This is a genomic window from Lactobacillus sp. M44, assembly GCF_058130005.1.
Map to the genome: position 1 here is coordinate 600071 of NZ_CM176707.1, position 22079 is coordinate 622149.

The following is a 22079-nucleotide window of genomic DNA, read 5'->3' on the forward strand; positions in this document are numbered from 1 at the left end:
GTATTTGTCCGTCTGAGAAGTATTTACCGTATTTTTGTTTCAGTTTAGAAAAGATTTCATTATCACTAATGTTCATTTCCTTTAAGGTGCTTGCCAAAATCTTCAACCCATTAAGCTGCTCTTGTCTGACACCTTTTTCGATAACATTGCGAAATAACAAGTCATCCGTAATACGCTGATTTTCAATCTGTCTTGAAAAATCTCATTCATTTCCATGAGGTTTCCTCCTAATTATAAAGTAAGGCAAAAAGTATAATTTACCCCCTATATATTAGTTACGACTTTTATTATTGTTTTTTCGTTTATCAATTAAATTTATTTTTAGTTGCCATAGACTATCAACTTGCCCTATTTATACTCACAACAATTATCACATAACATAAATGGTAAATATTCAATTACCAAGTTATTTTATACATTAAATAAATAGCGATAAAACAAGCTTTTAAAAACAAACAAATATCAATTGTTATCGCTTGCAAACCTATATATATACCAAGGACTATCCTCTATAAATAAAAAACAATTTACTGTAAATTAATGGTTGCAAAAGATTTAACTAAGGGGTTATAATAACCCCGTACATATGAAAAAGTTATATTTTAATATTGGAGGTAACGACATTGAAGAAAAAGTTTTTTGATAAACAAAATCGTTATTCGATTAGAAAGCTGACTGTAGGTGCAGCTTCTGTGCTTATCGGATTTGCCTTTATGTCAAATTCACAATCTGCAAAAGCAGCAACTGAAAATGGTAATAATACCAATACTGGTTCTGCTAATACAGAAACAACAAAGGGTAATGCTGAGCAACCAGGAGGTCAATCTCAAACTGGTGTGAAATATAAAGATGCAAATAGTGTTGCACCACAAACCTCGGCTAATGACCAAGCTAATGGAGTAGAAAGTAAAACACAATCTGCAGCAAATGATACCAAAACTCCTGTAACAAGTAGCACACAAACTACCCCTGTAGCTACTAATGTGCAAAAACCAGTAGCTCCAAAAGGTTCACAATTTAGACCAACGAACTTTGCACGAGTACCACAACCCAGAGCAACAAAAGCTCAAAACACACAAACTGTTAATGATTATTCACAATTTTTAAGTGCATTACGTGATACTAGTGTAACTAACATTGTTTTAGGTCAAAACATTGACTTTAGCGGTGCAACTTTGCATTCAGGTCCACTTAATGGTAATACGTTAAATCCTTACGAACAAATTAACAACCAAGGTATTGCTCGTAAGTTAACCATTGATGGTGCTGGCTTTACCTTGACTATGGGTAATAAGTACATTGACTTTACTGACGCCAACCAAACAGCTACTAATAATTGGGACATTACTTTAACGAACTTTAAGAACATTAGTTCAACTAGTACCTATGGTGCTCCATTTTACTTTGATGTTAGTGCAGTAAATGGTGAAAAGGATTACGTAACTTTTGATAATGATACTATTAATGCTAATCGTGTAGTAGCTGCTGCTGGCCCTGCCGGTTCTGCTAATGAGCAAGGTATTAATGTTAAATTCACTGGCGACAATACTATTAACACTACATTTACACCTACTGCTAATACTTCTGTGAGTGCTAACAGTGCATTTGCAGTTAATAGTGCTGAAGTGGTAAATGGTAACACAACTATTAATGCAATTTATACTCAACCTTATGGACCAAATGCAGCTAATCAAGGTGCTGTGTTTACCATTACCAACGGTAGCGATTTAAAGACTGCTCAAGACAGCAACTTTGTCGTTGATAATGGCGCTACGATGACTATCAATACTAATGGCAAGGACAGCCAAGGTAATGATTCTAAAAACATTATGGGCATCAGTTTCGATGGTAATGCTAAGGGTGCAAACATTGATACCGCTAAAGAAGGTGTCGTTCGCGTTAAAAACGGTGGTAACCTTGAAATGAACATGACCCAAGGTGCTTCACAAGCTATTTTTGCAAGTCATGTTGATGTTCAAAATAATGGTAACTTAACCATTGATACTAAGCAAGATACTACTGATTCACTTGCTACTTCTAACCATGGTAACCACTATGCACCTATCACTTTAGGTAATACTACTGCAGCAGCTGGTGATACTAATGATGAATTAAGAGTTAGCCAAGACGGTGTCTTGAAGATTACTCGTAAAGGTGTTGCAAAATCAACTTCTCCATTAATTTCTTATGGTAACTCAGGTGTTAGTGCAGGTAAGAACTTCAATTTAGACATTCGAGGTACACTTGACTTACAAGATTCTGCTCAAGATCCTGATACTATGAGTGGCGTTGCTAATGGTACTGATACAGAAGCTTGGGCTGGCTTGATTACTATGTGGGGAACCAGTGCAAAGGATATTGTTCAATTCAATAATCCTGATTATGTGAACTTGCAAAGAACTGGTGCACAACATGGTAGTTTGTTACGTCTTGAAGGTGATACAAATAATACTTATATTAACAACGGCTACACTGCCACAACTCCATTAGCTCAATGGAGTCAAGGTAATTTTGATGATCCATCATTTGTATGGTACATTACTCAAGAACATAACCAAAATAACTGGGGTAATAACTCCAACACTTTTGCAAAGAAAGGTGAAAATCCTAAAGCATTACTTGCTGGACAAACCGCTTCACAAAAATTAATTGACTCCAACCAAACTGCTGTAACCTTAGCACCTAACCAAGTTGGTGGTGGTCAAAATGGCTTGACTAATGGTAATGCAACTTCTGGAACAGATGGTGTAGCTTACAAACCTAACTATTTGAACCAAATTGCTAACCAATTTAACTGGTGGACTCCACAACGTATAGCTATGGGTTCTAAGTTATCTGATAATGGCGTTAAGATTACTGACGCTGATAAGTATCAACCAGAAACTCAAGCACTTAATGCAACTACTAGCCAAAAATTAAGTGACTTAACTGCTGCCAATGGTATCAAGGACTTACTTGACTCAGCTGGTCAAACAGTTGCAAAAGATGGTTTAGTAAATAATGTTAAGTTTACTCCAAATGCAGATGGTGTTGAATTAACTGACTCAGCTGGTAACACTATTGATGCAAATGCTAACTTCCCTAAGGCTGGTGACTACAACGCAAATGCTACAGTAACATATGCTGATGGTTCACAAGATACTGATGTAATCATTCCTATTCATGTTACTGATCAAGCTGACGCGTACACACCAGAAACTAAGCCAAATGAAGTAGATAAGGGTGCCACATCAGTTCCTGCAGCAAATGGTGTTACTGACTACAAGAATGATAAAGATGGTACTACAACTACTACATTCCCAGATCCTAATAACAACAATACTCCAACTGCACCAACAGTAACTTGGGACAATCCAAAACCTGGACAAGATCCTAAGACTGGTGTTCCAGATGGTGTAGATACTTCTACTCCTGGAATTTACGACAATATTCCAGCAACAGTAACTTACCCAGATGGTTCTAAAGATAAGATCAATGAAACTGTAGTTGTAGGTAATGTAGTTGATGTAACTAATAATCCTAAGCACGATGATCCTACTCAACCAGGTGCAATTCCAGATGGATATGAATTAGTAAACGTAACTATCACTAATGGACACTTCGGTTCAGATACTTCAGCAACTACTCCTAAGGAGTACTTAGTAAAAGATAATACTTCTAAAGAAGAATTTGTATCTGCTGTAGATCCAAAAGCTAATGATGGTTACTCACAAAGTTCTGAAAATTGGACTCCTAAATTACCAGCAACATTCGGCAAGTCAGATATGAATGAGACTTACAATGTAGCATTTAGTAAAGCTGCTCTTGACAAAGATCTTTACCAACCAACTTACGCTGGTCAAACTATGAAACCAAGTGATTCTAAGACAGTTTCCCCTAACTACACTCCAAGTGCAGATGGCAAGATCAATGTTGGTAGTAAAGCGCCAGAAGGCACTAAGTACACTGTTGACAATACTGGTTTACCTGCAGGTATGACTGCTACAGTTGCTGATGATGGTACTGTAACAATTACTACTGTTAACACACCAGAAGGTGCTGTAAACATTCCAGTTACTGTAACTTACCCAGATGGAACTACTGATAAACCAGATTCAGAAACAGTTTATGTACCAGTATATGTAACTGATAACAAAGGCGATGAAACAGTAACTTGGGGCGACAACGGTGCAGTTGTAACTAAGGTTGATACTTCAAAACTTAACGCTCACGAAACTAGTGACAACTCACAAGTTTTGAACGCAGCTAGTGCAGTAACTGTTAACGGATACGCATTAGGCTCTGATGGTAAGCTTTCAACTACTGCAACACCTATCACTGTAGATCCTTCTAAGGTAACTTGGTCAACTACTCCAGATACTGTAGTTGCTACTGCAAGCAAAGATGGCAAGCAAATCCCTAACGAATCAATCAAGGTTGATTTGAAAGGTAACGCTGATGCACAAAACATCTTAGGCTCAAAGAATGGCGTAGTAACTACTGATCCATTTACTATTGATGCTAAAGGTGCAGGTGCTAAGAACGTAACTACTCCAGTTGATGTAACTGTTGGTTCTGATTTAACTTCTGATCAATTCAGCAAGTTAGTTGATAACAATATCCCTACTGATGAAATTGCAAGCACAACTTGGGGCACTAAGCCAGATGCACAAGGCAATGGTGGTGTAATTAAAATTACATTTACTGATAATGGTGCAAATGGTCAACCAACTTACTTGAACATCAATATTCCTGCAAGTTCATTGCATATGGTACCTAAGAATACTACTGATCAAGCTGACGAGTACACACCAGAAACTAAGCCAAATGAAGTAAAGAATGGTGCAACTTCAATCCCAGCTGAAAATGGTATTAAGGACTACAAGGATCAAGATGGTCAAACAGTAACTACCATGCCTGATAAAAATGGCAATCAAAAGGCTCCTACAGTAACTTGGGATCATATTGATGATAAAGGTATGCCAATTGATCCAGCTACTGGTAATCCAATTGACACCAGCAAGTCAGGTATTTACGATGATGTTCCTGCTAAAGTAACTTATCCAGATGGCTCAGTTGATGACAATGTTCCAGAAACTGTAGTTGTAGGTGATGTTATCGATGTAACTAATAATCCTAAGCACAATGATCCAACGAACGATCCTGCACCAGAAGGTTACATATATGAAACTTTCAATGCTGTAAATGGTTCATTTGCTCCATTAGCTAATACCCCTGCTGCAAAAGCTGCTAACCCAACTACTAAGATCTTCTTAGTTAAGAGTGGTACTGCTAAGGCTGATGTTTTAGCACAAATGAATCCAACAGCTGATCAAGGTTACGATCAAAACACTGGTACGTGGAACCCAGCAATTCCTGCTACATTTACTGTAGGTAATGGCAATTACACTATTACCTTTAGTAAAGCAAATACTGATACAGATGCATCACAATACGATGTAACTTACACACCACAAATCGTTAAGGGTGGAGATTCTGTAACTGTTGATCCAGTTGTAACTAAAGGTACTGATAAGACACCAAGTACTGTTCCAGATGGCACTAAGTACAGCTTCGACAATGGTACACAAACTACTACAATTGATGGTGTAACAGTAAATATTGATCAAACTACTGGTAAGATCACATTCACTGCTCCAACTGACAGTTCAGCAACTATGAACATCCCAGTTAAGGTAACTTACCCAGATAATACTGCTGACAAGCCTTCAGTAGATGATACAACAGCAACTGTATATGTTGTAAATGGTTATCCTATTGATAATCCTGCAAACGATCCTCAAAATGCTGGTGATGCAATTAAGGGTAAGGATAACTTGCCAGGTAACACAACTGAAACATATGATCCTAACAAGACCCCTGATCCAAATAAGAGTGGTAATCAAGATACTAATGTTACTGTAACTATTCCAGGTGTTGGTTCTGTAACTGTTCCATCTAATGTAATTTATCCAGATCAAAAAGCACCACAAGTAACTTATCCACAAAATAATCCTGTAGAACAAGGTGGTTCAACTGTAATTAAGCCAACAATTCCAGAAGGCGAAAAGCCAACGTTTAAACCAGGTGACACTTCTAACTTGCCAAGTGGAATGGGTGTAACTGTTGATCCAAATACCGGTGATATTACAGTAACTACTAAAGACACTACACCAACAGGTGACACAACGATTCCTGTAGTAGTAGATCCAGGTAATGGAGATCCAACATACACAGTTAATGTTCCTGTAACAGTTACAAAACGAGGTGACACTGGCACTAAGCCTATCGTTCCTGACCAAGGTGCAATTGTAATTACTTACTACAATAAAGATAAGGGATTAGGTGAAACTGTTTCTCAAGCACCAGATATCACAGGCTCAAAGGGTCAATCTGTTTCAGCAGCAGAGCTCAAGTCTGCTATTGATCAATATATCCCAGCTGGTTGGGTAATTGATCCAAGCTTTGTATATCCAGATGATATGACAATTCCTGGTACTGTTAATGTTCCTGTTGTTAGAGCTGACCAAGGTCAAGTTCCTCCAACAAGTGGTGATCAAGGTGGAAACAAGAACCCATCAACTGGTGGCAACCAAGGCGGAGATCAAACTCCATCAACTGACAACAATAACAACCAAAACACCAACAATAATGGTGACAACGGTATGAATAACTCAAACAATGGTAACTCTAATGCAAATTCAAATGCTAACACTGGTAAGAGCAACTCAGGCAATGGTAACTCAGGTATGATGAACACTTCAAACACTATGAACAATGGTGCTAAGACTTCATCAAAGGGTTCAGCAAACATGAACATGAATGCAAACTCTAAGAAGTTGCCACAAACTGGCGAAGCTAAGAACAATGCTGGTATCTTTGGATTAGCAATTGCTTCAATTGCTGGATTATTCGGTCTAGCAGGTTCACGCAAACGTCGTGAAGATAAATAATAATCACTAGATTATAAACAAAAAAGGATGAGACTCGATGTCTTATCCTTTTTGTATGCAATGAATTTTGAAGATTTATTGTAAATCTATTGTAGAGCAGTGTTTAAACTTGTATAATAACCATATAAAAACAAGTGTGTTACAGCACGCTTGTCGTGTCACTAAATGATGGTGGCATTTAAATTGGGTAAAAACACCATCCATCAACGATGGTGTTTTTTAGTGGATTTACTTGAATCTTTTTCTTTATCTGATTCAAGTAATTTTTTTACTTTGTGCAATAAATGTATGGCTAAATAAAGTATAGTTATTTGGTTAACTGTAGAAATCAAACTATTTAGTGACTTCTTGATAATCCTAAAGTTTATTGCAAGCAAAAAGTCTAATACGAAAAAACCGATAATGCCCCAAAAGAAAAATATGGACACATACATATTGACACATGATGTTTATTGATAGCTCTTACATGATAAGATAAATATATACAAGAAAGGAAGACCTTTTATGCAAGAAAAATTAGTAATTGAAAATGAATACGTTAAAGTCAAGGGTTTCTGGGGCAAAAATCCTAAAACAACTGGAAAAGCTCCATTAGTTATTTTTGCGGAAAATGATCAAGATGATCATAGCGAACAATATGCAGATTATTTGAATGGATTAGGAATTTTAACATTTCGCTTTAAATCAACTACAGATTTTGCGGAAGCTAAGAAAAAAATATTGGCTGTATTTGAAACCTTAAGAGTCAGTAAGCAAGTTGCGGGGGAATATATTGTCTTAGCTGGTAGTAATCAAGCTGGTAGATATGCAGGATTAGTTGCTAGCCAAATTGGTAGATCGCTAAAGGGATTAATTTTGTTAACACCAGAATTTAAATCAGATGATTTAGATGTAATGAAGAAGTATCAAGGTGCTACCATGATTGTTAATGGTACAGATGATACTGAAAATAAATTAAAAGATGTTGCAAAAATCGCTAATAGTATGCCCAAAGCGCAGCTACTTGAGATTCGTGGTGGCAAGCATGAATATAGCGAGCAAGATGTGAATCGCATTGAGCATTTGATTGGAACATTTTTGAGGACAGAGTTGAATTAGAGAAAGAAAATAACCGATCTTGTTTTCAAATGACATTAAAGACGATTACATAGATGTATCAAATATTAAAGCAAAGAAAAATTATAATGTTGTAGAGCTTTTTGCTGGAGCTGGTGGCTTAGCATTAGGACTAGAGCAGGCAGGTTTTACAGATAAAGGATTAGTAGAAATCGATAAACATGCTGTTGCAACTTTGAAAAAAATCGTCCAAATTGGAATATCATTAATGAAGATATAACTAAAATAACAGACACAAAAGAAGGAATATATAAATATATTCCTAAAAATATAGAGATTGATTTGTTAAGTGGTGGATATCCATGTCAGGCATTCTCTTATGCCGGCAAAAGACGAGGATTAGAAGATACTAGAGGTACTTTATTTTACAACTATGCAAAAGTACTTGAACAACTAAAACCTAAAATGTTCTTAGTAGAAAATGTTCGTGGACTAACTACTATGGATCATGGACGGACTTTAAAGACAATGATCGAAGTATTTGAAAATATTGGTTATCATACTACTTATAAGGTATTGAATGCATGGGATTATGGTGTAGCTGAAAAGCGACAAAGAATGATCTTGGTTGGAATTCGAAATGATCTAAATATTAAATATAGATTTCCTAAAGCTCATGACTATAAACCAGTTTTGCGTGATGTATTGCAAAATGTTCCAGATAGTCCAGGTGTAACTTACTCTAAGAAAAAATATGATGTTTTAAAGCTAGTTCCTGCAGGTGGATATTGGAGAGATTTGCCAGAGAAAGTAGCTAAAGAGTATATGGGATCAAGTTGGAACTCTGGTGGTGGGCGTACGGGTATGGCACGAAGATTAAGTTGGGATGAGCCAAGCTTAACTTTGACTACTTCTCCTTCTCAAAAGCAAACAGAACGTTGTCATCCTGATGAAACTCGTCCTTTTACTACTAGAGAGTATGCTAGAATTCAAAGTTTCCCTGATTCATGGCAATTTGTAGGCGGAGTAGGAGCTATTTATAAACAAATTGGTAATGCAGTTGCTGTGAATTTTGCTAAAGAAGTAGGTTTATCAATTGTTGCAGCACTAAATAGTGAGGAATAAAGAGTAAGCTAACATGAAAAATGTACTTAATGAAGTTGTAGAATCAATTGAAAATGGGGTAGGTGTTTATCAGACATCTTTAGTATATGGGATGCATGAAGTTGACAAAACAATATATATCGATTTTTATTATTGATAAAATTAATATGAATCAAGAATTAATAGAATTTGTAACAAGCTGTCAAATAATGGTGCGCAAAGGATATAAAATCAATTTAATGATGGTTGGTTCTTTTGCAGCAGTTTCTGAATTACAAAATACAAAAGGTATTACATTTTTATTGCGCAGTGGAAAAATTAATTGAGACACTAAGTAATACAAAGATTATTAATCATTTATATAGTTGATTGATATTATAAGCTATATCACTATTTCTAATGATATAAGGGTCATGAGATACTATTAATATGGTTTTTCCTTTATTTTTAAGTCGAAGTAACTCTTCAAAAATATAATGTTTATTTTCTGGATCCAATGATCCAGTTGGTTCATCACATAATAAAAGGTCACAAGGTTTTAATAAGCTTCTGATTAAAGAGATACGTTGCTGTTGTCCGCCAGATAAACTTCCAACTATAGTTTTTTCTGGTTGAGTGATATTGAATTTTGTTAACATTCTTTTCTTTTTAGAGTTAAAATCTGTCCAAGATTGAGAACTATCTAGTTTTACAATGTTGATATTTTTCTTAATAGATTCATCATTCATTAAAGCAAAATTTTGAAATAAGTAACTAATTCGATTTTTAAGAATAATACGTGCATGATAACTATTAACTTTAGGAGCAGGAGCACCAAATAATTTAATTTGACCAGAAGTTGCCCTTTCAAGTAGTCCAATGATATTTAATAATGTTGACTTACCAGAACCACTGTTGCCATAAATGGTGGTAATTGTGTTTTCGCAAACTGTTAAATTAAGGTTGCTAAATACAGTATTTTTTTTGAATTTTTTAGTAATATTATTTAATTCAATAACTGTTTTATTCATTTAAAAGTCTCCTTATTATAGATTTACCCAAAATACTTCTACCAACTTCATTAATTACTAAGTCAATAAATAAAAGAAGGATCCAAATTAGGAATAATTCTATTGACCAAATGCTTAATATTAATGAGCCTGAAATTATAGTGGTAATTGCTGACAATAACCATAGTAATCTGTAAAAAAAACTGTATTTAAAAGATGAAATTCCCAAAGATTTTTTGATTGCATATTTTTTTCCATAAACTGAAAAGAATAGATAGATTATTGCAATATCAATAATTATAAAAGTAAAAATACTTATAATAATAGAAATGATGTTTGCTTGAATATTACCCATAGCTTGTTTCATTAAATTTAGTGGCAAATCACGTGCTTTAATTAACTGAGGTAAATTATCAGTTAAATTATATTGTCTTAATAATGGTAAATATTCTTTATAAACTATCGAAGGAGATTTTTTGTACAATTTAATTTTTAAAGGTTCTCGAGAATCTCCGGTAAGCATATTAATCATGGTTGGCAAATTATTTTGCGTAAGAACAGAGATATAGTTGTAGTAATTAGTCTTTTTACCAATTTCATCAATTAATTTTTGATTGTTTGCAATTATAATAAATTTTATATTTTTAGATTTACCAATATTATTATTTATAAAATTCTTTGCAATTATAGTTTTATAGTGTGCATATTTTTGAGGTAATAAAACTGTAGGTGCTGATGATGTATTATTTATTACTACTTTTTTGCCACTTACTGTATATAATGGATTTAATTTTAAATAATTTGTATTAATTTGTGCTGATCTATAAGGATTATCAACTGGTGGGTATTGAGGAGTTGTGTTAATCAATAAGGCTCCTTTTTTTTCAGCAAACGGATAGATTATCTTTGTATCTAATTCAGACGAATATTGTGGATTTGTCAAATCTGCCTGATTATATCCTATTGAAGTAGGGAAGAATACACCGTAGTCATTAAAAATATTATTTGCTTGTGAACGTGATTTAAAATACTGATATGTACTTTGCCCTAGTGGGAAAAGATTCATAGCAATAATAATCAAAATTACTATTTTTATTGGATACAATAGGTAAAATATAGATTTTGCATAATTTCTTTTAATTAATAACCTATTAGTGGGTAGTTTATACAAGATAAATACAATTAGGTAAACAATAAAAATCTCGCCTAGTAAAAATAATGCCGTTGCTGAAATAATTTGCTGAACTATATTTAAATGAAAGCAGCAAATAATAGTAGCAGTAATTAAGGTTGAAATAAAAATAGGAAAATAAAGATTAAATGCAGTATTTAAGTTAGATATTCCTACTAGTTTATATATTCCAAGATCATAGCTTGAAAGTATGCAAAACAATATTAAAAATATTATCTGGAAAATAGTAAATGTAAGAGCAATCTGTCTTAAATCATATGTATTTGTATTGAATATAGTTGGCATAGTTTGAGGCCAAAAGTCTTGTTCTGTATAAGTAGTTTGAAAACTATGATTAATTTTATTAGCAAGTTTTTTTCTAAATTTTGAGAGAATAGTTGGATTAGTTGATTGTATGTAAAAATACCCTTCTCTGTAAGGATGTTTATAATTCAGTTGTTTTACTGTAAAATCAATTGAACTAATTTTCTTCAAAGGTATAACACCATTTATTTTTTTAGTAGAGTAAACTTTATTAGTTACAAATTTAGTTTCAAAATTATTTTGCAATAGAGTTGTTGATAAATTGCTAACTTCAAAAGTTATATCATCTATTGAATGAGCATAATTTACTTTTTTATTTAAACCATGACCTTGATACCAAGTTCGTTTTAAAAAAGGAACTTTTAATTCATTACTTACAGAATAAATATCGTTTATTAGTGTTTTATAATTTTTATTTGAATATGTATGAATAGGTATATTTAATTGAGTAAAATGAGTTGATAAATCATTTTCTCTTTGTGCTGTTTTTAAATTTTCATTAGTCATAATGAATAATGTCCATAAAAATATGGTAAATATTGAAATAAAAATTAATGAGTACCTCAAAAGACGTTTAAACATAATAATGTCCTCATATAAAATAAAAGCCACACACGTTAATGAGTGGCTTAATTATAATGGAGCAGTTGTTTACACTTATATTCAGATTATTTTTACATCACATAATCAGTTGATTTATCAAAGATTACTCCACGTGCATTTTGACCATTTGAAACACTAAATGTAGCCTTTGGATATTTTGCATGAACTTCATCTTCAATTTGTCTGCGAAGCATTTCATTATTTGCTAAAACTGATCCAGTTAAGGCAATTTTCATAGGCTTAGGATCTTGATATCTGTCTAAACAAATCAAAATATCTTCAGCTAATAAGTGTGCTTGTTCTTTGATAACTGCAGTAGCAGCGGCATCACCGCTATCAGCTAATTTGGCGATTTCAACTGCCATAGCGGCAACTTGTGGACGAGTCATTTTGTAAAATGGAGCGTTACAATCTTCCATTCTTTCAACGCCAAAGTAAGTAGTGAACATATCCATTAATGCATCGCTGTGTCCTTCATCATATACACGGAGAGCATGTTTCATCCCAGCTACAGCAATTTGGTAAGCACTACCCTCATCGCCTAAGATTTGACCATAACCACCAACGGAAATCAAATGACCATTTTGTAAACCATTAACAATTGACCCAGTACCAGCAATAACTAAAGCACCATCATCGCCTTCTAATCCATTGTATAATGCCAAGACCGCATCAGTGATTGCCTTTGTTGGCACATTATTAATTCTAGCTGATATTTCACGTGCGACTTCTGCTTCATGTCCATAAATGGAAATTCCTGCAATACCAACTAGCACTTTTTGAGGATCATCACCAATTTCAGTAGCGATTCTTTGGACAGCAGTAACAATATTAGTGATCCCACCATCGTAGTCAATAATAATATTACCTTGACCAGTTTCAGCACTGGTTATTTTGTTACCTTTTTCATCGTAAGCAATCGCAGTTGTATGAGTTCCTCCTGCATCAATACCAATCATATAATTCATATTTATCTAACCTCTCAATATTTAAAGCGTTTTGAAACTACTTAATTATAAGCTATGTAACCGTTATAGTCTAATAATTAGAATAAATCTTAAAATTTTTTTGTGATACAAAGGCAAAAAAATCTTGAAAATCAGTTTCATCGCCTGCAAAATTTTGGCTATAATATAATATGTAAACGTTACCATTATTTACAAATATACTAAGGAGAATCCAAATGACCAAAGAACAATATCGTATTGAAAGTGACACAATTGGACCAGTAAAAATCCCTAAAAATGCTTTATGGGGACCACAAACAGAACGTAGCCGCAACAACTTTCCATCAGGTGAGCTAATGCCATTGCCAATTATTAGAGCATTCTTACATTTAAAAAAAGCTGCTGCACAATCAAATGCTGAAGTGGGTGATGAACCAAATGAAAAGGCAGAGGCAATTGAGCAAGCAATAGATCAACTGCTTGCATTATCAGATGAAGATTTACGCAAAGATTTTCCATTGCATGTTTTACAAACAGGCTCTGGTACTCAAAGTAACATGAATGTAAACGAAGTTGTTGCAAATCTAGCAAATAAATTATATCCAGGGTTAGATATTTTGCCTAATGATGATGTTAACCGTGGTCAAAGCTCAAATGATACATTCCCAACGGCAATGAATATTGTCGCAGTTGAAGCACTAGATAAACTAATTCCAGCAATCAAGCATTTAATTAAAGAATTAAAAGATAAGCAAAATAAATACTGGAAAACAGTTAAAGTTGGTAGAACTCACTTGCAAGATGCTACACCATTGACTTTTGGACAAGAAGTTTCAGGTTATATTTCTGCATTAAAACATGATTTATCTTATATTGAAACTCTCATGCCAACCTTATATGAATTAGCAATTGGTGGCACTGCAGTTGGTACTGGGTTAAATGCAGCACCTGGTATGACTGAAAAGATCGCAAGCAAATTATCTAAAGTTTATGGTCATGAATTTAAAGTTGATACTAATAAATTCTGGGGATTAGCTCATCATTCAGGACTTGATGTATTGCATGGAGCATTGAAGACTTTGGCAGCTGATTTATTCAAGATCGCTCAAGATATCAGATTCTTAGCATCAGGCCCTAGAGCTGGATATAATGAATTAAATATCCCTGCAAATGAGCCAGGATCTTCTATTATGCCAGGTAAGGTAAATCCAACTCAATCAGAAGCAGTTACTATGGCTGCAGCTAAAGTCTTTGGGAATGATGTTACAATTACATTTGCGGCATCACAAGGAAACTTTGAGATGAATGTTTTCAAAACAGTCATGATTGCGTCATTTTTAGATTCGGCGGATATTTTGACTGGTGTAATCACAGGTTTTGCAGATAAAATGATTCATGGATTAACAGTTAATGAAGATAGAATGGATAACTTACTTGAGAATTCATTGATGACAGTTACGGCCTTATCGCCACATATTGGTTATCATGAAGCTGCAACAATTGCTCAAATGGCGGATAAAGAAGGCATTACATTGAGACAAGCTGCACTAGAAAGCAAGAAAGTTACCTCAGAGCAATATGATCAATGGATGGATATGTTAACGATGACTAACATTGATCGCACTAAGCCAGAAGAGTAGATAAGAGGAATTTAAATGGTAAAAGATTATGTAACAAATCCAAGTGAACTTAAAGATTACTATGATGCAATTATTGTAGGATCAGGTGGTGCTGGGCTAACAGCCGCAATTCAAGCACATGAGTTAGGAACTGATGTAGTAGTTTTTGAAAAAAATGAAAAACTAGGTGGCAATACAATCAAAGCTTCATCTGGGATGAATGCTTCTGAATCTAATGTTCAATATGAAAAAGGAGTCATTGATAATAACCATGACTTTTTCAAAGAAACACTAAAAGGTGGAGGATTGTTAAATGATCGCCAAATGCTAGCATATTTTGTAGAGCATTCAGCGATTGCAATTAGCTGGCTAAAAGATCATGGAATTGAATTAAGCGATTTAACTATAACTGGTGGCATGAGCAAAAAAAGAGCCCATCGTCCAGCTTCGATGGAGCCAGTAGGTGGATATTTAGTTAAAAATATGCTCAAAAAAGCCCAAGAAGAAAATATCCCAATCTTTAACAATGCAAAAGTTACTCAATTACTAAAAAAACATGATCAAGTTACTGGTGTAGAAGTTGAAATTGATGGAATCAAAAAAATTATCCAGTCCAAGTCAGTAATGTTAGCTAGTGGAGGATTTGGTGCATCTAAAAAGCTAATTGCTAAATATCGTCCTGATCTAGAAAAATATAAAACTACTAACCAAAAAGGCGCTACTGGAGATGGATTAGAATTAGCTGAAAAACTAGGTGCCCAATTAATCCAAATGAACTTTATCCAAGTTCATCCCACTGCTTATACTGATGGCACTAGAGTTTATCTAATTGGTGAAGCAGTGCGTGGTGAAGGTGGAATTTTAGTAAATAAAGCAGGGCAGAGATTTGTTAATGAATTGAATACTCGCAAGATTGTGTCTGATGCAATTACTAATTTACATGAAGATGGTGCATATTTAGTCTTTGATCAAGGAATTCGCAATCATGTTAAAGCAGTAGAATTCTATGATTCAATTGGTTTAGTTGAACATGGTAATACTCTAGTAGAACTGGCTAAAAAAATTGGAGTCAATAGTGAGTTGACATCTACTGTGGCTCAGTGGAATCAAGATATTAAAAACCATGATGATACACAATTTAAGCGCACAACTGGATTAGATCGACCAATAAATAGTGCACCATATTATGCAATTCATATTCATCCAGCAATTCATTACACAATGGGCGGAATCCATATTAATACTAAAACTGAAGTTTTAGATACTAATGGTAATGTGATTAAGGGCTTATATGCTGCAGGAGAGGTATCTGGTGGATTACATGGTAATAATAGAATAGGTGGTAATTCAATTAGTGAAACTGTTATTTTTGGTCGTCAAGCAGGGATTCAGTTAGCTAAAAATAAATAAATGCATAAAAATATGGTAGTCAATTTGTAGCTACCATATTTTTTATTTGGAATTTTTCTTTTCATTAATTAATTCAATTGTGCGGTTCATGTTGGCACATAAAACTTTATCTTTTAATAGCATATTAGTAATAATATCAATGATAAAAGTAATCGCAAATTGAGAGTTTATAAATTTAGTATTATCAACAAATCTAATATTTGTCCCCAGTAATACAATATCAGACATATTAGCTAAGGGACTATTTTGCGTACCAGTTATCGCAATTGTCGTTGCATTACGGTCTTTGGCAAGTTGCACTGCTTCATTAACATCAACTGTGTTACCAGAAGATGATAGAGCAATAATGACATCATCTGGTTTTACTAAACTGCTAGACATATACATCAGATGACTCTCAGTCATATCAAATGCTGAAATCCCCATTCTTATTAAACGCTGGGCTAGCTCTTGTGCCATATATCCAGAACTGCCAATCCCATAGACATAGATACGCCTGCAATGTTTAATTGCTAGAGTGGCACTTTCTAAATTAGCTTGTTTTAGTCGTTTCTTTGTTTTTAATAAGACATCTTCATAAAACTCCTGTACTTGCGTGGCAATATTTGTTTTGCTTTTGGTAGAGATTTGTTTAACTTCACTATCTCTTGCTAGAGCTAATTTAAATGAATAAAAATTTTCATGGTTTATTTTTTTGACAAATCTAGTAATTGTCGCAGTTGACACTTGTGCTACTTTGCCAAGCTGTTCAATGCTAATATCTTGGACTTGTTTGGGATGCTTTAAGACATACAAAGCAACCTTTTTTTCTTGTTTGGGCAATGTAGCATATAGATTTTCTAATTTGTTAATCACGCTCACTTGATCACTTCCTTACATATAATGATACAAAAAAAGACCCAATGCCACAGCACTGAGTCTAAATAAATGAATTTTATTTTAAAGCATCAACAAAACCTGTAGCAATTTGTAGTGGTCTGGTAATTGCTCCACCAACAACAACTGCATGAGCACCTAAGTCGATAACTTTGCGTGCTTTTTCAGGACGATCGATCTTGCCTTCTGCGATTACATTAGTATTAGCTTTATCTAATACAGCTTTTAAATATTCAAAATCATTGTCTGCAATATTCATACCCTCAGTATCTGGAGTATATCCATGCATTGTAGTCCCAATTAAATCAAAACCTAATTCGTTAGCTTCTTGCACATTATCTAAATTAGCAGTATCTGCCATTAATAAGGTATCAGGGAATTCTTTTCTAAATTGTTCTACGATATCTGCTAACTTATCGCCATTAGGACGAGGTCTTCCAGTTACATCAGTTGCCACAACAGGAACACCAGTAGCAGCTACTGCACGCATTTCTTTCATAGTTGGAGTGATATAGACTGGAGAGTCAGGATAAACTTTTTTAATGATACCGATAATAGGTAAGTCTACTTCATCTTGAATTGCTTGAATATCAACTACAGAGTTAGCTCTAATGCCTGATGCATGAGCCATATTTGCAGCACGAGCCATTCTTGCCATAATGAATGAACTATATAGTGGCTCATCTGGCAATGCTTGGCAAGATACAATCAATTTGCCCTTTGTTTGCTTTAAAAAATCCATTATTATTCCTCTTTAATTTTTGAAGTATTTTTCGTAAATCTTCTTTGCACCTTCGCGCATTTCTGGAGTAGCCTTCTTCATTGGTTCGCGAGTGTAGCCTGCATGAACGCCCATTTCTTCAAATACTAATTTAATTGACTGGTATAATCCATTGTTTAATAAATCAGTAATGAAGTCATTGCTTTCTTTTTGCAATTTACGAGCTTTTTCTAAATCGCCTGCTTCTACAGCTTCCATTTCAGCCTTTGCTTTTTTAGCGTTTAGGTTGTAAGTAGAACCAATTGCTCCATCAACATTCAACGCTAATGCTGGTAGTAACATTTCGTCAAATCCTGATAATACTAACTTGTCTGGGAAGCGATTGCGGATTCTTTCAAGTAAGTAAAAGTCATTGTTAGTGTATTTAACACCAATAATCTTCGGATTTTCAAACAATTCTGCAAAGTTTTCTAATGAAAGAGAAACACCAGCTAATGCAGGAATTGAATAGATAATTAACTTAACATCTAAGTCCTTAACAATTTCGTTGTAGTAATTCTTGATTTCATCAAATGAAAACTTGTAATAAAATGGTGTAACTGCTGAAATTGTCTTGAAGCCTAAGTTAACTACATACTTAGCTAATTCTTTTGCTTCATGTAAGTTAGGTGAACCAACTTGGGCAATTAAATCGATACCTGAATCATGTGCTTCATCCCAAGCAATATCGAAGATTTCCTTTTTTTCTGCAGTACCTAACATAAATGTTTCACCAGTACTACCACCAACGTATAAACCATCGATGTGGTTAACGTCAATGTTGTAGCGAATCATTTCGCGTGTACCTTTTTCGTCGATGTTCCCATTTTCATCAAATGCGGTCATCAAAGCTGAATATAATTTTTTCATTGAAATTTAATTCCTTTCAAACTTGCTAAAAATTATTATTTCTTATTGTAATTTGTAATAGTCATCGAATAATTCAACCGACACGCATAAGATACAACATAAAAATAAATTTCGCAAGCTAAAAAAATGAAAATAATTATCACTAGCCTTTGAAAGCACTATCATTACTGGTGCTAAAGAATTTTAACTTTTTTTAGATTGAGAAAAAATTTTGCTAATGATACTATGTAAGCGAAACCATTTTTAGAAATAAGGAGTAATTATGAAGGATTATTATTTAGCATTTGATGTAGGAGGAACATCAATAAAATATGGATTAATTGACAAAGATTTACATTATTCTAACCAAGATAAAGTACTTACTAATCACAACCAAGATGGACAAATTCTAAAATCACTAATTGAAATTACTAAAGTAATGCAAGCAGAGTTTTCAATTAAGGCAATTGGTGTATCAACAGCAGGGATTGTTGGAAAAGAAGGCGAGATTAAATTCGCAGGGCCTACAATTCCTGGATATACAGGAACCCAAATAAAAAAAGAACTTGAAAAAAGTTCTGGGCTTAATGTTAATGTAATTAATGATGTTGACGCCGCATTAATGGGTGAAAGACTAGCAGGAGCTGCAAGAAACTCTGATTCTGTGTATTGTGTAGCATTAGGCACAGGAATCGGTGGTGCATATTATGATGGGAAACTAGAAGCTGGGTTCAATGATAATGGTAATTCTATTGGGTATACCTTATATGATCCTAGAAGTAAAACTTATTATGAACAAAGAGCGTCAACTTTAGTATTAGATGCACAATTGAAAAAATTAGGGATCAGTGTTCCAGATGCATTTGCCTTAGCCAAAAAGGGCAATGAGCAATACATGGCGATTATTGATGATTGGGCTTTAGAAGTAGCAACTGGATTGAGCAATATTTTACTTTTGTTTGATCCAGAAGTTCTCTTAATTGGTGGAGCAGTGTCTTTGCAAGGACAATTTTTAATTGATTTATTGGAAAAACATCTAAAAATATTAGTTCCTAAAGGATTATTGCAAGCTACTATTAAAACGGCTCAACTAGCAGATCGTGCACAAGTGTATGGGGCAATTGCAGAGTTTTTTGAATAATGATATAGGAATGAGTAACAATTAGCTATACCAAAAAATAAATTATTTTAACCTAAATCGTTTACATGAATAATAGTTTGGAGTACTCTAAAGCTCGTAATAGTTATCAAAAATTTAATAGCAAGTCAATCGTACGAAGTTAATATCTCTTTGGTACGATTTTTTTATTTAATCAAGTAAAGGAAAACAAAATGTTTAAAAGTAAACGTTTCTCTCATATGGGACAAACATTTTCGCAGCTGGGACAGGCATTTATGCTGCCGATTGCTATTTTGCCAGTTGCTGGGTTGTTATTGGGGCTTGGAGGAGCCTTAACTAATAAAGCAGCTATTGGAGCATATCCTTGGCTTAATCAGCAATGGTTACAGACAATTTTAAAAGTAATGAGCTTTGCAGGAAATGCTGTATTTACTAACTTAGCTTTGATTTTTTCAATTGGATTAGCAGTTGGTTTAGCTAAAGGTGACAAAGGGACAGCTGGATTAGCAGGTGGTGTAGCGTATTTAGTTTATACAGCGACAATTGCTGGACTACTTCAGATGTTTTCACCTAAAAATACAATTGATACAGGTGTGTTAGGTGCAATTGTTATTGGTTCTATTGTGGCATATTTGCATAATCATTATCGCAAGATTGAGTTACCACAGTTCTTGGGCTTTTTTGGTGGATCAAGGTTTATTCCAATTATTTCATCACTAGCAGCAATTGTAATTGGAGCAATTTTCTTTGTGATTTGGCCTCCAATTCAAAGCTGGCTAACTATAGCAGGTTATGAAATTGCAAAGATGGGCAGTTTTGGTAGTTTCTTATATGGATTTTTGTTGAGATTAACTGGGGCAGTCGGATTGCACCATACGATTTATCCGATGTTTTGGTACACCGCATTAGGTGGAACGGCTAAAGTTGCAGGCAAAACTGTAATTGGTGCACAAAATATCTTTTTTGCTCAATTAGCTGATCCTAACCATCATGGGTTATTTACTTATGGGACAAGATTTTTTGCTGGGCGATTTGCTACAATGATGTTTGGCTTGCCAGGTGCTGCAATTGCGATGTATCTATGTTTACCAAAGAAAAATCGCCAAAAAGATGGTGGATTATATCTATCTGGTGGATTGACTTCATTTTTAACAGGGATTACTGAACCAATTGAATATACATTCTTGTTCGTAGCGCCATGGCTATATGTGATTCATGCTTTGCTTGATGGGTTATCATTTTATGTTGCAGATATTATGAATATTAGAATTGGTAATTCATTTTCAGGTGGATTAATTGATTATCTATTATTTGGAGTTTTGCAAGGGCGCGACAAGACCAATTGGCCTAATGTGTTAATCATGGGTGTTATTTGGTTCTTTATGTACTTTTTCATCTTTACTTTTTGTATTAAAAAATTCCATGTAAATATCCCAGGGATGCAGACAGATGATGATAGTAGTGCAGATGCAATTATGGAATCTGCTCCTAAAACTGATGACAAACTTTATAATGAATCAAGTGAGATCATTGCAGCATTAGGTGGCCGCAGTAATATTAATACTGTAACTGCATGTGCTACTAGATTGCGAGTATCATTAAAAGATAATTCTAAAGTTAATGAAGCTGTCTTTAAGAAATTAAAAGCAGCTGGTGTATTAAAAGTTGGCGATGGTGTGCAAGCAATCTTTGGAGGTAAGGCTGATTTATATAGCCAAGAAATTAATGATATTTTGACTAATTCGATTGAAATTAAACCTAACACAAAATTAGCCGATGCAAAACCAAGTTCTGATGCAAAACAAAAAATAAATCATGAAGTTCAGTTTCTTGCTCCAGTAAATGGCGAATATAAACAACTTGAACAAGTGAAAGATCCTGTATTTTCACAAAAAATGATGGGTGAAGGATTTGGCATAGAGCCGGCAGATGGTAATATTTATGCGCCAGTTGCGGGAACTATTATGTCAGTGTTTGATACTAAGCATGCTTTAGGGATTAAAACTGCAGATGGATTAGAAGTGATGCTTCATTTAGGAATTGATACAGTTGAATTAAAGGGTGCACCATTTGATGTAAAAGTTAAACAAGGCGATAATATTACTACGGATACTTTATTAGTCAAGATGGATGTCGACCAGGTCAAAAAAGCTGGTAAAGATCCAGTTGTGTTGACATTAATTACTAATACAGCTAATTTAGGCATTAAAGTAGTCAAACAAAATAATACTGATGAACAAGTTAAAGTGCATGAACCAGTATTTGAAGTAACTGAATAAATTATTTCATTGCATGTAGCTGATAAAACCTGTAGAATAT

General features: G+C 34.2%; 14 protein-coding genes and 1 pseudogene. 9 read left to right on the plus strand and 6 right to left on the minus strand.

The genetic code is table 11. The features are described from left to right. The first annotated feature begins 623 nt into the window (after window positions 1–623). From AC38BG_RS02950 to AC38BG_RS02970, 5 genes and pseudogenes are all read left to right on the plus strand, one after another. Entirely contained in the window at window positions 624–6932 is a 6309-nt protein-coding gene (locus AC38BG_RS02950; RefSeq protein WP_489937674.1) for a YPDG domain-containing protein, read from the plus strand. 504 nt (window positions 6933–7436) lie between these two features. Next, window positions 7437–8030 (plus strand): alpha/beta hydrolase, encoded by a 594-nt coding sequence (locus tag AC38BG_RS02955; protein WP_489937675.1) that lies wholly within the window; start codon window positions 7437–7439, stop codon window positions 8028–8030. Between the two features lie 19 nt (window positions 8031–8049). Further along, window positions 8050–9113, plus strand: a pseudogene (locus AC38BG_RS02960) (DNA cytosine methyltransferase). 13 nt (window positions 9114–9126) lie between these two features. Next, entirely contained in the window at window positions 9127–9249 is a 123-nt protein-coding gene (locus tag AC38BG_RS02965; RefSeq protein WP_489937676.1) for a hypothetical protein, read from the plus strand. Continuing rightward, entirely contained in the window at window positions 9215–9418 is a 204-nt protein-coding gene (locus AC38BG_RS02970; RefSeq protein ID WP_489937677.1) for a hypothetical protein, read from the plus strand. Before AC38BG_RS02965 ends, AC38BG_RS02970 begins: the two co-directional genes overlap by 35 nt. A gap of 27 nt (window positions 9419–9445) precedes the next feature. Here AC38BG_RS02970 and AC38BG_RS02975 read toward each other — a convergent pair whose 3' ends face one another. The 3 genes from AC38BG_RS02975 to AC38BG_RS02985 form a co-directional block, all read right to left on the minus strand. Beyond that, window positions 9446–10102, minus strand: coding sequence for an ATP-binding cassette domain-containing protein (locus tag AC38BG_RS02975; RefSeq protein WP_489937678.1), 657 nt, complete (start codon window positions 10100–10102; stop codon window positions 9446–9448). Beyond that, window positions 10095–12083 (minus strand): hypothetical protein, encoded by a 1989-nt coding sequence (locus tag AC38BG_RS02980; RefSeq protein ID WP_489937679.1) that lies wholly within the window; start codon window positions 12081–12083, stop codon window positions 10095–10097. The genes AC38BG_RS02975 and AC38BG_RS02980 overlap by 8 nt, the downstream gene beginning before the upstream one ends. Before the next feature lie 167 nt (window positions 12084–12250). Continuing rightward, on the minus strand, window positions 12251–13153 hold the full coding sequence (locus AC38BG_RS02985) for an N-acetylglucosamine kinase (RefSeq protein ID WP_489937831.1): 903 nt from the start codon (window positions 13151–13153) through the stop codon (window positions 12251–12253). 209 nt (window positions 13154–13362) lie between these two features. On the opposite strand from AC38BG_RS02985, the gene AC38BG_RS02990 reads away from it, so the two are divergent. Together AC38BG_RS02990 and AC38BG_RS02995 are read left to right on the plus strand one after the other, a co-directional pair. Beyond that, a complete protein-coding gene (locus tag AC38BG_RS02990; protein ID WP_489937680.1) occupies window positions 13363–14766 on the plus strand; it encodes a class II fumarate hydratase in 1404 nt (467 codons plus the stop codon). A gap of 15 nt (window positions 14767–14781) precedes the next feature. Next, window positions 14782–16155 (plus strand): flavocytochrome c, encoded by a 1374-nt coding sequence (locus AC38BG_RS02995; protein ID WP_489937681.1) that lies wholly within the window; start codon window positions 14782–14784, stop codon window positions 16153–16155. Between the two features lie 42 nt (window positions 16156–16197). Here AC38BG_RS02995 and AC38BG_RS03000 read toward each other — a convergent pair whose 3' ends face one another. From AC38BG_RS03000 to AC38BG_RS03010, 3 genes are all read right to left on the minus strand, one after another. Continuing rightward, window positions 16198–17016 carry a MurR/RpiR family transcriptional regulator gene (locus tag AC38BG_RS03000; RefSeq protein ID WP_489937682.1) on the minus strand — a complete coding sequence of 273 codons (819 nt, stop codon included), beginning with the start codon at window positions 17014–17016 and terminating at the stop codon, window positions 16198–16200. A gap of 73 nt (window positions 17017–17089) precedes the next feature. Continuing rightward, window positions 17090–17773 (minus strand): N-acetylmannosamine-6-phosphate 2-epimerase, encoded by a 684-nt coding sequence (locus tag AC38BG_RS03005; protein WP_489937683.1) that lies wholly within the window; start codon window positions 17771–17773, stop codon window positions 17090–17092. A 12-nt stretch (window positions 17774–17785) separates the two neighbouring features. Beyond that, window positions 17786–18661, minus strand: coding sequence for an N-acetylneuraminate lyase (locus AC38BG_RS03010; protein WP_489937684.1), 876 nt, complete (start codon window positions 18659–18661; stop codon window positions 17786–17788). Between the two features lie 262 nt (window positions 18662–18923). Here AC38BG_RS03010 and AC38BG_RS03015 point away from each other — a divergent pair, with 262 nt between their 5' ends. Continuing rightward, window positions 18924–19781: an ROK family protein gene (locus AC38BG_RS03015; RefSeq protein WP_489937685.1), complete on the plus strand. Its 858-nt coding sequence runs from the start codon at window positions 18924–18926 to the stop codon at window positions 19779–19781. A gap of 218 nt (window positions 19782–19999) precedes the next feature. Then, window positions 20000–22039 (plus strand): PTS sugar transporter subunit IIABC, encoded by a 2040-nt coding sequence (locus tag AC38BG_RS03020; RefSeq protein WP_489937832.1) that lies wholly within the window; start codon window positions 20000–20002, stop codon window positions 22037–22039. Window positions 22040–22079 lie beyond the last annotated feature (40 nt).

What these genes read in the sequence shown, in the direction of transcription:
- AC38BG_RS02955 (WP_489937675.1), top strand. Translation starts at nt 7,437, where the DNA reads ATGCAAGAAAAATTAGTAATTGAAAATGAATACGTTAAAGTCAAGGGT.
- AC38BG_RS02965 (WP_489937676.1), top strand. Translation starts at nt 9,127, where the DNA reads ATGAAAAATGTACTTAATGAAGTTGTAGAATCAATTGAAAATGGGGTA.
- AC38BG_RS02975 (WP_489937678.1), bottom strand. Translation starts at nt 10,102, where the DNA reads ATGAATAAAACAGTTATTGAATTAAATAATATTACTAAAAAATTCAAA.
- AC38BG_RS02980 (WP_489937679.1), bottom strand. Translation starts at nt 12,083, where the DNA reads ATGACTAATGAAAATTTAAAAACAGCACAAAGAGAAAATGATTTATCA.
- AC38BG_RS02990 (WP_489937680.1), top strand. Translation starts at nt 13,363, where the DNA reads ATGACCAAAGAACAATATCGTATTGAAAGTGACACAATTGGACCAGTA.
- AC38BG_RS02995 (WP_489937681.1), top strand. Translation starts at nt 14,782, where the DNA reads ATGGTAAAAGATTATGTAACAAATCCAAGTGAACTTAAAGATTACTAT.
- AC38BG_RS03005 (WP_489937683.1), bottom strand. Translation starts at nt 17,773, where the DNA reads ATGGATTTTTTAAAGCAAACAAAGGGCAAATTGATTGTATCTTGCCAA.
- AC38BG_RS03010 (WP_489937684.1), bottom strand. Translation starts at nt 18,661, where the DNA reads ATGAAAAAATTATATTCAGCTTTGATGACCGCATTTGATGAAAATGGG.
- AC38BG_RS03015 (WP_489937685.1), top strand. Translation starts at nt 18,924, where the DNA reads ATGAAGGATTATTATTTAGCATTTGATGTAGGAGGAACATCAATAAAA.
- AC38BG_RS03020 (WP_489937832.1), top strand. Translation starts at nt 20,000, where the DNA reads ATGGGACAAACATTTTCGCAGCTGGGACAGGCATTTATGCTGCCGATT.